Origin of the sequence: Paenibacillus sp. PAMC21692 (assembly GCF_014303795.1) — a bacterium.
GTDB classification, from domain to species: domain Bacteria; phylum Bacillota; class Bacilli; order Paenibacillales; family Paenibacillaceae; genus Pristimantibacillus; species Pristimantibacillus agaridevorans.
The window spans coordinates 1,455,094-1,469,154 of record NZ_CP060293.1 but is presented as its reverse complement, the minus strand read 5'-3'; the positions used below and the strand labels follow the sequence as shown (position 1 = coordinate 1,469,154).

Sequence of the window (14,061 nt, the reverse complement as noted above, 5' to 3'; positions counted from 1 at the left end):
ACGTCAATGATTGGAACACATTCTATCCATTGTACTCGAGATTAAATTTGCCTGTCAATGAACATCTGCTCTTGAATCCGCTTGAGTCCGTCCTTGATCGCGCGCGCGCGCACCTCTCCGATGCCGTCGACTTCGTCGAGCTCCTCGATCGTCGCCATGAGAATATGCGGCAGACGGCCGAACCGTTCTACCAAATTGTTCATGATGATCTGCGGCAGTCGCGGAATTTTGTTCAGCAGTCTAAAGCCTCTCGGCAGCACGGATTCGTCCGCCATGTTGTTGGTGTGAGGATAGCCGATCAGGCGTACGATCGGAGACTCGTCCAGAAGCTCGTCTGAGCTGAGCTTCCTCAGAGCGAGGCGAATTTCGCGAATTTTGTCATCCGAGTTGTCCTTCGCATAATCCTTGAGGAGGTTCCATGCATCTTGTTCGACGCCTCCGACGAGCTCATCCATCTGCATGCTGACGAGACGCCCTTCCGTGCCGAGCTCCGTTATATAACGGTTAATCTCCAGCTTGACGCGCAGCACCATCTCCACGCGCTGAATGACATGCGCCACTTCTTGCAGCGTCACAAGCTCTTCGAACTCCAGAGCCGACAAATTCGTAAGCGATTGCGACAGGACCGCCTTGTATTTCTCCAGCGTCTGGATCGCCTGATTCGCCTTCGTCAGAATGACGCCGATGTCCTTAAGCGAGTACCTTAGATTGCCCTGGTACAAGGTGATGATATTGCGCCTCTGCGAGATCGACACGACCAGCCTGCCCGTTTGCTTGGCTACGCGCTCCGCCGTCCGGTGACGTATGCCCGTCTCAATCGACGGGATGGAGCTGTTCGGGATCAACTGCGTATTCGCGTACAGAATGCGGCGCATATCCTCGCTCATAATAATGGCTCCGTCCATCTTCGCGAGTTCGTATAGATAGTTCGGCGAGAAATCGCAATTAATGGAGAAACCTCCGTCCACGACCTCCATCACCTCGGGGCTGTAGCCCACGACGATAAGAGCTCCCGTCTTCGCGCGCAGCACGTTTTCCAGCCCTTCGCGGAACGGGGTCCCTGGCGACACTAACTGCAGCAATTGGTTCATAACTTCCTGATGCGTCGGTTCTTTCATTTTATCTCTTGCCCCCTATCCCAGCGCTGCCTTTAACGCTTCTGCTACTGTATTTACGCCGATGATCTCGATTCCGTCCGGCGCTTTCCAGCCCTTGAGACTTTTCTCCGGCATAATGACCCGCTTGAAGCCGAGCTTCTCGGCTTCCTTTACCCGTTGTTCCGCTCTGGAGACCGCCCGGACCTCGCCCGTCAGCCCCACTTCTCCAAAAATAACATCATACGGCTTCGTAGGCGCATCCCGGAAGCTGGACGCCAGGCTGACTGCCGCGGCCAGATCGACGGCAGGCTCGTCGAGCTTTACGCCGCCGGCAACGTTTAGATAGGCATCCTGCGTCTGGAGAAACATCCCGTTGCGTTTTTCCAGCACCGCGATGATTAGGGCCATCCGATGATGGTCGATGCCTGTCGACATCCGCCTCGGCGACGGGAAATTCGTCGTCGCGACAAGCGCCTGCAACTCGACCAGGACAGGCCTCGTGCCTTCCATGCTGGCCACGACCGTCGAGCCCGATACGCCGAGCGGCCGTTCCGACAGAAACAGCTCCGACGGATTGGATACTTCGCGCAGGCCGTCCTCGTTCATCTCGAAGATTCCGATCTCGTTCGTGGAGCCGAACCTGTTCTTTACCGCGCGCAACAACCGGTATGTATGATGCCGCTCGCCCTCGAAGTACAGCACGCAGTCCACCATGTGCTCAAGCAGACGAGGACCGGCGATGGCGCCTTCCTTTGTGACGTGGCCGACAAGTACGGTCGCGATGCCTTTAATCTTCGCCGTACGCATGAAGTGCGCCGTGCACTCCCTCACCTGCGACACGCTGCCCGGGGCCGACTCGACCCGCGGTTCGTAGACCGTCTGGATGGAGTCGATAACCAGGAAATCCGGATCTATGGATTCGATCGCATCATTAATATGCTCCATATTCGTCTCGCACAGCACATATAATGTTTCCGTCAGCGCTCCGAGCCGATCCGCCCTCAGCTTCGTCTGCCTTACGGATTCCTCCCCGGATATGTACAGCACCTTCAGTCCCTTGACGGCCAAAGCATGCGACGTCTGCAGCAAGAGCGTAGACTTGCCGATACCCGGATCTCCGCCAACCAATATGAGCGAGCCCGGCACGACGCCGCCTCCCAGCACACGGTTTAATTCCACCATCCGGGTTTCGATGCGCGGCTCTTGCCCACTTTCTATGTGTATGATCGATTGTGGTTTTTCTTTCGTATGGATTCCCGATAAACCGATGCCTTTCGTCTTCACGACGGTTTCCTTTTCTTCCACCATCGTGTTCCAAGCTTGGCAGCCCGGGCATTTGCCCAGCCACTTTGCCGACTCGTTGCCGCATTCGGTGCATACGAATTTCGTTTTTATTTTGGCCATGCGAGGATAGCTCCCTTACGAATTCCGTTTTTGCTCATCTTCAAAGTTTACCATTATATGCTCCGCCAAGGAAGGCACACCGTGTACGAAAATCATTGTGAACTTAGCCTATCCGATTTCAGGACGCAGTCCATATTCATAAGTTATTATCGGTTAAAACGCCTGGTTTTTAGAAGGATAATTCCTTGTTAATGTGTGAAATTAATTAAATAACAATCAATAACACCTTATATTTAAAGCCAATCAGTCATTATCTTTAGTTTAATATGTGCAAAAAAATATTTTGAATCGGTTTCTTCAATGAACGTGTCGAGGATACGGCGTATAAGGGGAACGAAGTATTCGAGCGGAGAGAACGGCTAATCGCAGACATGTCGCTAAAAGTCTGCGTGGTATGCGCCCATAACGATTTGATGTTTATCAGCATCGCTGTAGCTATCTTTGGAAAAAAAATGCAGATGGAAGCTCACGATGGACAAGCGGACTCCGTCCATCATAAGCTATCATCTGCGCGATTCAAAAAATTTAATCCAGCATAGTCAAGTATGATCGTGGTATTCCTTTCTCCTGGTGACGCATAGTGCTAAACAGAAGTTTCTTGCATCATATGCCATATCACTCCTAACAACTTTGCCAATCCAGAACCTGCTTATCATCCAAGAGCTTCTGCCGCAGCCTCGCATATTCCACATCCTGCACTGTGCAATCCGCTTCAATCGCTAGCGCTGCCGCAGTAGCAGCCGACTGGCCAAGGATCATAAACACCGGCTCCATCCGGATGGAGCCGTAGGCAATATGTGATGTGGACAGACAGATCGGTACGAGGAGATTGTCGCACTCCCCTTCTTTCGGCACGATCGAACGGTAAGAAATTGGGTAAGGCGCGCTGGAAGGCACTTCAACATTCCCTTCATTGATACATCTGCCGTCAATGACAAGGCGCCGGCAATTATGCGAATCCATCTTGTAGGATGCGAGACCTACAGAATCATGAGCCTGGTCATAGCCGCGGCAATGCCGCTCAGTCATGACAAGAGACGATATCATACGGCGTCCCTCCCGAACATAAAGCTGCGGCGTCCAATGCCCCGTATTCGGATATTCATCCGCAGGCAATCCCCACTGGCCTACCTCGTTACGAATCGCTTCGGGAATCTGGTCGTCGTGGCCGAGGAAGTATAAGAGTCCCATATTATGTCGGCGAATATCTTGAAACAATCGTTCACGAGTCCGAACATCTCCCTCGGGCCATTGGTCACAGCCGCCGATGTAATCGGTTGACACCGCCCCGAAATTGTTCAGGTCGGTTTTCCCGTTTGGCATTGGCTTGTGCAGGCGCAGGGCATCCCATACGCCGGCCTTAATGTATCTTGCAAGCAACGTGTAGGCATCTGGATTATATCCCGGCGGCTGCGGTATCGGCAGCCGATTGTCCGGGACGTTCGTTAGACAGATTCGAAAATTATAAGCCTGAACACTGGCATCGCCCGCCCCTTGGTGAAGAACCGGCACATCCTGTACGCCCGCAATCAATCCGCTGTCCGGCTTGCCCGGAACGATGTAGGGATCAACCCAAGTTTTGAAATTATGGTTCGGGTGCCCGTAATGTACGCCGTTTAATGTCTCCTGGTAAACCTCGTTGGCTTCTCTTCCTACATGATAGGAAACCCCGGCGCTTGCCAGCAGATCGCCTTCATAGGTAGCATCGATAAAAATCCGGGCGCAAAACTGACTGCCGTCCTTCATGACCAGACACGCAATCCGCTCTCCGTTCTTTTCGACAATATCAAGCTGTTTCCCGAAATAAACAGGCACCTCGGCCGATTGCAGCCAGTCCTCATAAATGCTTTTGGCGACGCTTGGCTCAAAGGTCCACTGTGTGCCATCCGCATCCCCACCTCCGTAATGTTTCCCCAGCGCTTCGTAGAATTCGCGGGCAATGCCGCCAATTGCCGCTTTGTTGCCGGTATCGGTCATCCCCAAACCGCCTGTCGTCAATCCGCCCAAATGGAGACCGGACTCAACAATTACAACCTTTAAGCCCATTCTTCTGGCTTGGATAGCGGCGGCAATTCCGGCCGAACTTGCTCCGTATATGCAGAGATCCGAATGGATCGGTTTTTCCATCGACTTATGCGCTCCGGTTTCGTTTTTGTGCTTGTGAAAATCAATATTGGACATATCCTTGTTTCCCTCCACTATAAGTTTGCAACTTATTGTTATCGTCAGCCAAAATGTTGGCGGATGAATGGCCAGACATGTTCTTCCATACATCCATGCTCACATCCGCCTCATCCCATAATCGTCTGGCATTGGCAAGCCCGATCTGCGCTCCAAGCCTGCATTCCTCCATCCCCTCAAATTCGAGGGACAAATAGCCGTCGTAGCCGGATGCCTTTATCAAGCGAATAATTTCCCGCGTGTCGACATCCCCTTGCCCAAAGATCGCCCCGCGCAAATAATTGCCGGATGTGCTCCGCATCCAGCCTTGTCCCGGATTGCGATGCTCCGGACGCTTATAAAAGTCTTTTAAATGGATGACCGAAGCATAACCGATCATTTTTTTGACCGCCGCCACAGGATTCTCATCCACTACCAGGAAGTTCCCGATATCCAGCGTCACTCGGAAATTGGACCTATCCACCGCATGCAGCAGCATTTGCACCCGTTCACTGGCCTGCATATGATAACCGTGGTTTTCCACGCTGGTCACTATGCCATATTGCTGCGCGTAGTCGGCTACAATACGGCAAGCCGCGGCGAGCTTATCCAAATCTTGTTGAAAACGCATGATCGTGGCTTCCGCAACCGGGCGTTTGGCCACATCATGCCGCATCCGTTTGACGCCCAGCCGATGAGCGATATCGACCTGCCGGCAGACACGTTCGATTTCCGCCTTATATTGCTCCTCCGTCTCCGTAATGAAATTGGCCGAAACGGTATAATTCGACAACTCGATGCCAGCTTGTTCGGCAAATGTCCGCAGCGTATCTGCGGATTTAAGGTCGTTCCCCCAATCGAAGCCGACCGGTACAAGCTCGATATGCTCAGCCCCCTGCTCCGCAGCCCAGCGAATGACCTCCTCGATCGTCATTTGCCCGGCACGCAACGCTTTCAGCAAACTATATGTGCTTAGTCCAAGCTTCACATCTGCACCTCCCCTGCTTGAAGCGAAATGGTGCGTTTCTCCACTGCAGATTGATTGGCCGCCAAAGTAAACGCCAACGTCCTGACGCCGTCCGCATAGCTGCTGCACACCAGTTCCTGCCGCCCGTTCTTCACCGCCTGCACAAACGCCAGATCCTGCATATACATCGCGTTTTGATCCGAAGTAAGCGTCTCGTTGCGTTCGGCATCGATAATCGTGATCGTTTTGTTGTTTACGATATGCACGAAGAAGTCCGCTCCGAACAGCTTGATTTCCGATCCCCGATGATACGGCGAAACACAGGATTCGGTCACGCTGCCCACTGCTCCGGATGCCGTCGCAAAGGAAATGGCGCCTGCGTCGTAGATCGTCGATTCTGGCGCAGTCTCCGTCAAGGAAGCACGCCCGAAATGGGCGTGCACCTCCGCTAGTTCTCCTGCCAAAAAACGAATCATATCCACCTGATGAGTGACGGCATCTACAAGATGACCGCCTGACTGCTTCAGCTGCCACCACCATTTCCCCGGATGTGATGTACCGAATCGATGCGCCTGAATTAAATGAATACGTCTTCCTTGCAAATAACGGCGCGTTTCCTGTACGGTATCGTAATAGCGCAAACAATAACCTGCCGCGTTAATCAAACCGGATTGCTCAATGAGCCGCGCTTTTCCAAGCGCGATGTCCAGATCCAGCCCAAGCGGCTTTTCTACGAATAGATGAATGCCTCTTTGTACAGCCATTTCCTCCAGATCTCCACGAGCAAACTGCGGAACGCATATAAAGACGGCGTCGATCTGTTGATTGTTCAGCAGTTGGTTTGGGCTTTCGGCCACCGTCGCCCCGGCTTCCGCAGCGGCCAACGCCGCCGCTTCCCCATTTATATCGTAGACGCTGACAACTTCCGCTTCCTCGATTTTGGACAAAGCCCTGATATGGCTGCGTGCGATTGAACCCGCGCCGAGTATTCCAATTTTTATGCTCATTGATGCAGTCAGACCTTTCCTTTAGTAATGGGACGATGGCAGAACAACCGGCTTGCCGCTGGCGATTGACTCGTCAATGGCGAAACAAGCCTCCATCGTTTTGTATGCGTCCTTGAATTCACAGCGGGTGTCCAGATTGTTCCGTACCGCCTTAATAAATTCATTTATTTCCTCCACAAACGGATGATGGGATACATCTCCGCTGTCCGGCAGGATAGTCGGAATGACGCTGTAATCCGTTTGCCCCGGCAGCTTGTGGCTGAATAACTGATTATTCATAATCGCGCCTTTTTCGCCCAGCAGGTTCACATTAAATTTGTAAGGCGTCTTGCACTCCAACGAGGAAGAAACCTTGCCGATCCCACCGTTGCGCAGCTTGAATATGGCAATGGCATTGGGATCAAATTCATATTCGGAATCGGCCCATGTCCTGCAGCTGTACGCCGTCACCTCGGCAATATCGCCGGCAAAATAACGCACCGCATCCACGGCATGACAGCCTGCGGACAACATACTGCTTCCTCCGAGCGCGCTTGTTTTGCTCCAACGATACTGCGGATACTGCGGCCCCACGTGATGCCAGTAGTCTACCTGGGCCATGTAAACCCGACCGATAGCATCGTCCTCAATCAAAGCTTTCGTCATGTCGAAAGAGGGATTCCAGCGCAAGACGAAGCTCGCCGCCGTACGAACCGGATATCGCTCCAAGGCTTCCGCCATCCTCAGCAGCTCCGTGCGGTTCATCGCCAGCGGTTTCTCGATGACGATATGTTTGCCATGCTGAGCCGCCTGAATCGCATATTCCGGCCGCAAATCCGGCGTGGAGCACAATACGACCGCATCCACCTGCGAATCGTGGACAACATCCTCATACCGTTCCACAACTTTAGCTTCTACACCAAGCTCTTGCAGCCGGGCTTTGGCAAACGTTTTGTTGCGGCTGACTACAGCGTAAACCTCGGCGTCCTCCGAGGCGTGAACTGCCTTTACATATTCCCCTGCCACCCAACCGCTTCCAACAATCGCGAACTTCAATTTCCCCATTGCTCCCACAACCTCCACTCTAAGACTTGACCTCCACCGTTATTTCCTGACTTGTCGACGTACCGGCATAATTGATCAGTTCCGCCCGATAGACATACGTACCGGGGCCTCTGGAACGAATTTCGGTCAACGCCGTTTGGGACTGCGGGGATTGTTCGGTTAGAAATTGCGTATCGATCAACACATCATTTTCATACAGACGATACTCATTCCCGTTGATTCCCCACCATACGTTCATCACAACATTAAAATCCCCGCTTGCAGACCAATTGTTATGCGACAACACCGGAAGAGCGGGTGCGGCCTGCGTTACTTCAACGATCATCTCATCAGTGCGGGACACCCCGAACGCATTGGCCAGGATCGCGTAATATCGATACGAGCCGTTTGGTTTGTTTGCCACAGCAGTAGTGGCCGATTGCGCATCAGGAGAAGATGCCTCCAGAATTCGGGTATCCATCAGCGTATCGTCTTCATAGAGCCGGTACACGTTGCCGTTGTTGCCCCACCACAAATCCATCCGCACCTCGTAAGTGCCGTCCAGCAAGCCGTTGATATGCCCCTGATTATTCGAAAGCCGGGCCGTGGAAGGAATCTTGTCCCCAGACTGACCATTGGGATGAATAGCCAGCACAATATTGTAATCCTTATAGTTGAAATAAGGCACCTCGGCTGTCGGCTTGATAACCAGAATCGTCTGACTGCTGCCCCTCATTTCGTTTGCCTGAATCGTACTGTCCAGAAGCAGCGCCGATCCGTTCGTTTTATGCGTCAATACGCCGGTGACTCGAAGTCCCTGTACAATATTTTGCGTGACGCGGAACGGGAAATCCTCTACCGAAACGACCATTCGATTCATGCCGCTGGCTGTGCCTGTACTGCTGACAGGCAGCGCAAACGGCTCATAGGAGCTCAAGTCTTCTCTCGGATGCAGCGTAATGACGATATCGTAATCCGGATACGTTGCATATGGCACCTCGGCTGTTGGACTGATCAGGAGAACCGCGGTTCCATTGCTCCGCACTTCATTGCCCGAAACTATACTGTCGAGCTCCAGCACAGAGCCGTTTGTCCGATGGGTCAATACGCCCGTTACACGCAGTCCTTCAAACAGATTTTCGGTGACGGCAAACGGAATATCATCCGTTCGAACGACAAAACGAAGCATATTGTTGTGAATTCCTGTGCTCGTAACCTCCAACTGAACAGGATCAAATTTGCCTTGTTCCTGTATGGAAATGGCCGGATTTGCAAAGTCCGTTGGTCGCAAGGCTCCTCCGCCCAAGCTTTCTGTCTGGCCAGTTGTTGTCAACGCCTTAAGCGTGTACACAAAATCTTTGGCCGGATCATCCACTTTAATCAGAAATTCATAGGGATATCCGCTCTTCTCCGCCGTATAAGCTTCCGAACCGATCTGATAGTTGATTGTCACTTTGCTCGTCTTATCGTTCATGTCCGATACGTAGACGTACGCATAATAGCTGTCCGGCGCAACCTGAATCACATGCCCTTTGCCTCTTGTATGCTCCGTCACGGTGCCGCGCGGATTGTTCGAGAACTCGTAATCCGTTTTGGCGAAACCCGGCGTCTCGACACCGGCAATTTCCAACACGATTGAACGGATGCCTTTGGCCGGAATTTCAATCGAGAACTGGCCGTTGACTACCGTCGTCTCATAAGTGGTCCCATCGGCGGCATACACAACAGCAACGCCCGAATAATCGGCGGCTCCCGGCACTTTCTCACCCAGCGTGATCGTGCTTGCAATCGGATTATTGCTTTCATTCATCAAGGCAAGACCCAACACGCCATCCTTTCGTGCGGCGATATAGTCGATCTCCACCGAGCCAGGATCGATAATTCCCCGGTCCAGCCACAGCCACATATCGTCTTCGTCATAGAAACGACCCGGCGCATGTCCGTATTGATTGGAAATAAAATAGGCATAACCGGATTGATAAATCGAAGGGAATTCAATATGCTGCTCCGATTTGGCCCACGCGCTGTTGATGAGAAAATCTTCCAGCATCGAGATAAACACCGGGATATGATGCCAATAGACGGTTGTATAATCCGGTCCTGTATAAGGATAGTCCTCTTTCATCGTATGGAAGAGATAGCGGTCCTGGTAATACCCCGGATAATTGCCGTATCGTCCAACCACTGCATTACGCGCCATTGTTTCAAAATACGGGTCACCTGTATAAACGGACAATTTGACCATCATCCCGGCCCAGTTATTCATGGAAATAATATTTCCATGTCCCGGCGTGCGCCAATGCTCCGTTCCTTGTCCCGCCTTGGCTGGCAGCCACCCGGGAGCCGTTTCCGGCTGCAGGGATAAACCCGCTTCCTTGGGCGATTTTGCTTCGCCGTCTATATTCCCCAGTCTCCACTTCTGCTCTCCATGCCACCAAAAATCAAAACGTTCGGCGAAGATTGGACGCTCAGCAGTGGCCACAGGGTCCAGGACGTAGTCCGTCGTGGCGTAATCATTGTGATAACCGGTCGTCCATATTTCCGTAGCCAACAGCCTGCCGCCTTCTTCGGCAGCCTCCAGGTATTTCGCATCTCCCGTTGCTTCATACGCAGCCAGAAATGCGGTCACCATCGGATAATATTCGGCGTACACAAAGCTGTTGAAATACGGAACGTCACGATTAGCCCCGTGATACGGGAGGGCTTGCAAATATTGTTCGGCCAATGCAACAACCTGCTCCAGATAAGCATCATCTTCGGTATATTTATACATGGCCGCCTGATCAGTGATCCCTCTCAAATTGATGGATTCCGAAGCAGTATGCACCGCCTGGTTCAACAGAAACGGCATGCGTCCTTGCGTCATCTCATACAAACCGCCATATACACTGGCCGTATAATTGCTTACCGGTCCGCCAAGCGGCGCAGGATAGCTACTATAATTGGCGCCGCCTGAGCTGGTGGTCATTTTGAAATGATAATTTTGTTTGCTGAGCATGTAAGCCAATGTCGGGACGGCTCGTTTATCCAGCAACTCCTCATCCTCAGTCAGTAAGTAGCGCTGCAGGGCCGCCATCGAATTTGCCACTGTTGTCATGCCTTGTTGTTCCATGTTGTAATGGGCCATATTAACCGGGTCCCAGCCGCCGTATGCATCATCCATCATTAGATCGGTTGCGTTGTAGATCGCTTCATTAATGGAATGGTAATAATTCGTGCGCAAATCCGTAAAATTGTACAGCTTTTCCGAAACATGCTTAAACGTATCGTACCAAGAGGACAAGCGGTTAATAATACGGAAAGACACCTCATAGCTGTCCCCATCCTCGAACAGGCTGTTATCCGTTCCAAACATCGGGGCAATCAGTTGCGGCCTCACATTTCCATCCTGGTCCCGCAATACAAGTCCAAAATTGGAGGTTTCCGGGAGCGTATATCCTTGCGGAACACTACCGGGATCCATGACGATACCCGAAGTCAGCTCATGGCCCGACACTTTGGATTGATTGTCCGTAAAATGCAAAGTGGCCATCGGCGTAAACATAAAGCTTTCGGGAATCATAATTGGACTGTCTGGAACCGCTTTCTTCACATACAACAGCGGAGCCGTGACCGTATCATAATCTTCATAAGCTACTCCGTCCCCGCTGAACAGCAGGAAAGAGTAGGCTCCTCCCTCGACAAAATCAGCCTTAAGCGTCACTTTCGGGTCGTCGGTAAGTGAATCCAGCTCAAAAACAACCTTCAAATCGGCCTCGGTATTCGGAAATACCAGTTCGACCTTGTTGGCATCCAGCATGGTGTAATCGGAAGGAATAAACCAAATGGGGTACCCTGTGCGGAAATAGTCGTCAACAAGCTGACTCGCCTCTACCCCGTTGACTTCCACCCGCTGCAGCACTCTGGAATAAGTCTGGTCGACGACACCCAATTCACTATGGAGCGCCTTCATCATCAATACGCCAAACTCCTCGGTTTTGGCCTTGACCGGGACCCAGTCGTTTCCTTGTTTGATGAATATCTCGTTCTGCACCAACATGCCTTCAGCGCCCGCTCCCCGATGAAACACCACCTTGACGGAATCGTTTTCGATGGAGTCCGTCTCGATCGGAGCAACGTCTTCCTTGGCCCACGCAGGATATACCGCAGACGGCAAGGAATCAAACGGGTTTTGCGGCTGGACGATCTCCAACAGCTCCTCCTTGTCCTCCGGCGGAACCAGCGTTACATCGTTGCTTAGGAAAAAACCTTCGCTCCGCGCATAAAAGCCGGATGTATCATGCAGGGCCAATTCATGTATTCCCTCATCCAGATGAAATACTCCCACCTCGGACCAGCGGAAACCTTCCTGACCGTGATCGCCGAACGTCTCCGCCGCCATCGTGCCGTCAACAGATACATGGAACGAGCGGATGCCAGGCGAATTATTCGCAAAGTCGCGATCTCTCACCCACAGCCGATAATTTCCCGCTTCCGTAATGTTCACATCCGCAATGGCAGGTTCGCCGCCGGAACCATCCGCATCCTCGATGGACTGCGCGGTAACGCGTCCAAGCAAAAAGTCGCCGCTAAGCGTCCATGAACCAAACGTCTTGAATTGATTCGGGGGAATATAGAAGTGCTGGTCTTCTTCACCGCTCGCATCTACCTGCGATACAATGCCATGCATACCGATCAGACAAACGCATGCAAACAGAAGCATCGTCAATAACCGCATCTTATTCATCATGCCCCTCCTAAATTCTTTTGGTTGAAAGAACGGTCCGCCGCAATTTACTTGCAGCGGACAGAACGTTTTATTGAATCGACTCAATGAACGCATTCATTTCTTGCATATATTGCTCGCCGCCGTTTTTGTACCAATCGTCCCGGATTTGATCCAGTTGCTCCAGCGGTAGTTCGCCCAACATGATACGTGTCGTCATTTCGTCCCATGTCAGTTTGTAATCCATATAATCCGGCTGTCTGGCAGCAGGTGGTGTATAACCCTGGTCCAAAGAAGCAACCGCCGCATCCACCGACTTCTGAATTGCTGGCAACGTTTCTTTGATAGCTTCCTGCGAATAGCTGGCCGGACTCATGAAGAAACTCGGATCGTCGTGGCGCCTAACAATGGAGCGCAATGTGTACAAACCCCGTGATGCATCCTCCATGTACACCTTCTTGCCGCCCTCTACTTTGTAATGTATGTTCTCAATACCATTGGAAACCATCTCCCAACCCTCATCGGACAACAGGTAATCAAACACTTCTACCACTTTCTGGGGATTTTCCGCCTCTGAAGTAATGGCCCATACGCCCCAAATGCCAGTACCGTATACGCCTCCCTTTACTTCTCCATCTGGCCCTTTAACCGTCACATAAACCAATTCAGCATTAGGATTTGTTTCCTGCATTTTGTCTTGCCTTGATTTTACTTGACCTACAAAGCCGCGAATCACGCCGGTAATACCTCTTGAGAATCGATCCGATGCAGCATCGATATCATTAATGGGAGAATCCGGGTCAATGATTCCCTCTTTGTACGCGTCCCTCGTATACTGTAATATATTAGGATAGATGTCACTGTTGCGATCGTATTCTGGAAGCGTGTAAGTATACTCCCCTGCTCCGTAGTTCTGCCAGCCCAAATGTCCAAGCTCCGATACCAAGACAGGCTCCAGAACCTTGCTCGCATTCAGATAGGTTCCGTATCCATAGGTGTCATTCTGTTTATTGCCATCCGGATCGTCAAATGAAAACTTGCGCAATAAATCAGTAAATTGTTCCACAGTGAATTCGTTATTTTCTGGCATCTCGATGCCCAGACTGTCCATCCAATCCTTACGTACAAAAAATCCATCGTATCTCGTAATCGAGGTGCGCGGTATTCCGTATACATTACCGTCACGCAGCGTCTTTAACGCTTCCCAAGAATGTTCATAGCTGTAACTCATTAAATTGCTTGATTTCTCAAGATAGTCATTAAGCGGGATTAGAGCGCCGTCATTGACCGCATTCAGGAAAATTTCATCTTGTTCACTAGGAAAAAAAACGACATCTGGCAAATCTCCCGAGACTAAAGTCAGCTGGAGTTGTTCCTCGTAGCCGGACGCTGGCGGAGCCAGAAAGTCAAGCTCGACGTTCAACTTCTTATTAATCACATCAATAAACGCTTTCTGGTTATCCGGCGAATCGGCGGCTAATACATTGGCCATAATCTGAATTTTGACCGGATCCCCGCTTTCCTCCGCCACTTCGTTCAAATTCGAACCGGCGTCAGTCGCAGGTGCGGTGGCACTAGGCTGCTGGTTGTTCCCGTTATTTGACGAACATGCGGCCAGCAACAAAAGCGACGCCAAAACAACGACCATTTTTTTTGTTCTACGCTTTTCAGTAAACATTCAATTTCCCCTCTCACAAA

General features: G+C 51.5%; 8 protein-coding genes. All 8 read right to left on the bottom strand.

Annotated features, from left to right (window positions below; translation table 11 throughout):
* Positions 1 to 41: 41 nt before the first annotated feature.
* Positions 42 to 1,118, bottom strand: a complete 1,077-nt coding sequence (gene disA / locus H7F31_RS05845; RefSeq protein ID WP_187103403.1) for a DNA integrity scanning diadenylate cyclase DisA — start codon at positions 1,116 to 1,118, stop codon at positions 42 to 44.
* A gap of 15 nt (positions 1,119 to 1,133) precedes the next feature.
* A complete protein-coding gene (radA, locus tag H7F31_RS05840; protein WP_087570273.1) occupies positions 1,134 to 2,501 on the bottom strand; it encodes a DNA repair protein RadA in 1,368 nt (455 codons plus the stop codon).
* Positions 2,502 to 3,122: 621 nt separating this feature from the next.
* Positions 3,123 to 4,682: an FAD-dependent oxidoreductase gene (locus H7F31_RS05835; protein ID WP_187103402.1), complete on the bottom strand. Its 1,560-nt coding sequence runs from the start codon at positions 4,680 to 4,682 to the stop codon at positions 3,123 to 3,125.
* Positions 4,669 to 5,649, bottom strand: a complete 981-nt coding sequence (locus tag H7F31_RS05830) for a sugar phosphate isomerase/epimerase family protein (RefSeq protein ID WP_187103401.1) — start codon at positions 5,647 to 5,649, stop codon at positions 4,669 to 4,671. The genes H7F31_RS05835 and H7F31_RS05830 overlap by 14 nt, the downstream gene beginning before the upstream one ends.
* Positions 5,646 to 6,635 carry a Gfo/Idh/MocA family protein gene (locus H7F31_RS05825; protein ID WP_187103400.1) on the bottom strand — a complete coding sequence of 330 codons (990 nt, stop codon included), beginning with the start codon at positions 6,633 to 6,635 and terminating at the stop codon, positions 5,646 to 5,648. The genes H7F31_RS05830 and H7F31_RS05825 overlap by 4 nt, the downstream gene beginning before the upstream one ends.
* 21 nt (positions 6,636 to 6,656) lie before the next feature.
* Positions 6,657 to 7,679, bottom strand: coding sequence for a Gfo/Idh/MocA family protein (locus H7F31_RS05820; RefSeq protein ID WP_187103399.1), 1,023 nt, complete (start codon positions 7,677 to 7,679; stop codon positions 6,657 to 6,659).
* 19 nt (positions 7,680 to 7,698) lie between these two features.
* Positions 7,699 to 12,384, bottom strand: coding sequence for a hypothetical protein (locus H7F31_RS05815; RefSeq protein WP_187103398.1), 4,686 nt, complete (start codon positions 12,382 to 12,384; stop codon positions 7,699 to 7,701).
* A gap of 70 nt (positions 12,385 to 12,454) precedes the next feature.
* Positions 12,455 to 14,041 (bottom strand): extracellular solute-binding protein, encoded by a 1,587-nt coding sequence (locus H7F31_RS05810; protein ID WP_187103397.1) that lies wholly within the window; start codon positions 14,039 to 14,041, stop codon positions 12,455 to 12,457.
* Positions 14,042 to 14,061 lie beyond the last annotated feature (20 nt).

What these genes read in the sequence shown, in the direction of transcription:
- H7F31_RS05825 (WP_187103400.1), bottom strand. Translation starts at nt 6,635, where the DNA reads ATGAGCATAAAAATTGGAATACTCGGCGCGGGTTCAATCGCACGCAGC.
- H7F31_RS05835 (WP_187103402.1), bottom strand. Translation starts at nt 4,682, where the DNA reads ATGTCCAATATTGATTTTCACAAGCACAAAAACGAAACCGGAGCGCAT.
- disA (WP_187103403.1), bottom strand. Translation starts at nt 1,118, where the DNA reads ATGAAAGAACCGACGCATCAGGAAGTTATGAACCAATTGCTGCAGTTA.
- radA (WP_087570273.1), bottom strand. Translation starts at nt 2,501, where the DNA reads ATGGCCAAAATAAAAACGAAATTCGTATGCACCGAATGCGGCAACGAG.
- H7F31_RS05815 (WP_187103398.1), bottom strand. Translation starts at nt 12,384, where the DNA reads ATGAATAAGATGCGGTTATTGACGATGCTTCTGTTTGCATGCGTTTGT.
- H7F31_RS05820 (WP_187103399.1), bottom strand. Translation starts at nt 7,679, where the DNA reads ATGGGGAAATTGAAGTTCGCGATTGTTGGAAGCGGTTGGGTGGCAGGG.
- H7F31_RS05810 (WP_187103397.1), bottom strand. Translation starts at nt 14,041, where the DNA reads ATGTTTACTGAAAAGCGTAGAACAAAAAAAATGGTCGTTGTTTTGGCG.